Genomic DNA, 1,403 nt, shown 5'->3' with positions numbered 1-1,403 from the left:
TTGAGAGAAGAGGTACTTTTCCCTTGTGTTTTTAGGGATTTTGACTTCTGTTCGCCAGCTTTTTCAGTCAGATCCCGCCCACACAATCGACAAATGGCAAATCCCTGGTTTCTGAATCCGCGTGCTCCAATCAGGGAGCCTTGATTGGATAGGAAAAATCGTCCTCCTTGGCTATAGATAAGATGCACTGGCTGATCAGCATGGGATAAACACTCTGCCCTATCACCCTCTTTGGCCAGAAAAATCTGAGACGTGGGTTGACGCAGAGGTTTGATGTAGGGAGTCACTTTGGCAGGTTGTCGCCAATCTGTCGTGAAGGCGTTAGGGATTTTATACACGCGAGTGTTTTTTTCAATGGGAAGACGGGGTGCTGCTCCACAGACTGGGCATTGGTCATAGCTTCTAGGTTGGGGACTGGAGGTGAAGTAATTACAATGCTGGCAAACCCAGTAGTGGCGCTTTTCGAGTTTTTCGGGCTGGACAATGCCAACACTGGTATACACCCGATCGTCTACAACCACATCCTGACCGGGGGCATATTCCCCTAAAGCCAGACGACGATCGCGCTCTAGGCGATGCTCGGCTTGGGCGGTCATTAATCGGACAACGTCGATCGGAAATCCATAAATTGGTAGGATGCTTGCGCGAGCCAGTTCATCATGGAGGCGGCGGCTAGCAACTTTCTTCAGTTCCGTGTGGGTGCCTGCTATGCGCTGGGCAATTTTAGTCAGGTTTTTTGTTTCTTCAGGATCTGTGAGTCGCTGTTGTAAACTGGATAAGACCTTCGCCAAAGCATCATAGTCTTGTAACTGTTGCTTCTGAAAGTCATCCATGCACTGACTAAAGTCTTGCAACACAGTCTGAGGCGATCGGTCTGATCCACCCAGGATCTCTAACCAGTCCCTTGCTAAGCCACGGGCTTCATCTCCCTGGAGCCAATGCTGGAATTGGGTGATGTAGGAGTCTGGGGGTGGGTTGAAGTTGGGGATAGGTGCTTCGGTTGGCAGAGTGAGGAAATCGGCGATTGTCACCTCCTCGGCTCCTTTCTGGTCTCGTCGCAGGAAGGCTGCTAACAACTCGGCTCGAATATGGCGTTCTTGCACTTGGAAGTTGCTAGGATCAAGTTTCGGAATTTGGTTTTTGCCTGCAATCAAAAGATCGGGTTGTTCAAAGTAGTAGCGATCGTGGGGGCGACGCTGCCCATACATCAGAGTAATCGCGACCCCATCGGTACGTCGTCCGGCTCGTCCGGCCCGTTGTTGATAGTTGCTGACATGAGGAGGGAAGTTACGCAGCACTACAGCTTGTAGTTCACCTATATCAACTCCCATTTCTAGGGTAGTAGAACAACTAAGCAGGTTGATTTCACCGCGGCGGAAGCGACTTTCACGCTTAGCCAAATC

The 1,403-nt window shown here is 50.5% G+C and carries 1 protein-coding gene; it reads right to left on the bottom strand.

The window, feature by feature from the left end:
* A partial coding sequence (locus tag NZ772_18965; protein MCS6815639.1) for a helicase-related protein occupies nucleotides 1-1,403 on the bottom strand: 1,403 nt, incomplete at both ends.

The organism is Cyanobacteriota bacterium (genome assembly GCA_025054735.1).
Taxonomy (GTDB): Bacteria; Cyanobacteriota; Cyanobacteriia; order SKYG9; family SKYG9; genus SKYG9.
Note: the sequence above shows the minus strand (reverse complement) of the source record. Positions and strands in the feature narration are given on the sequence as shown.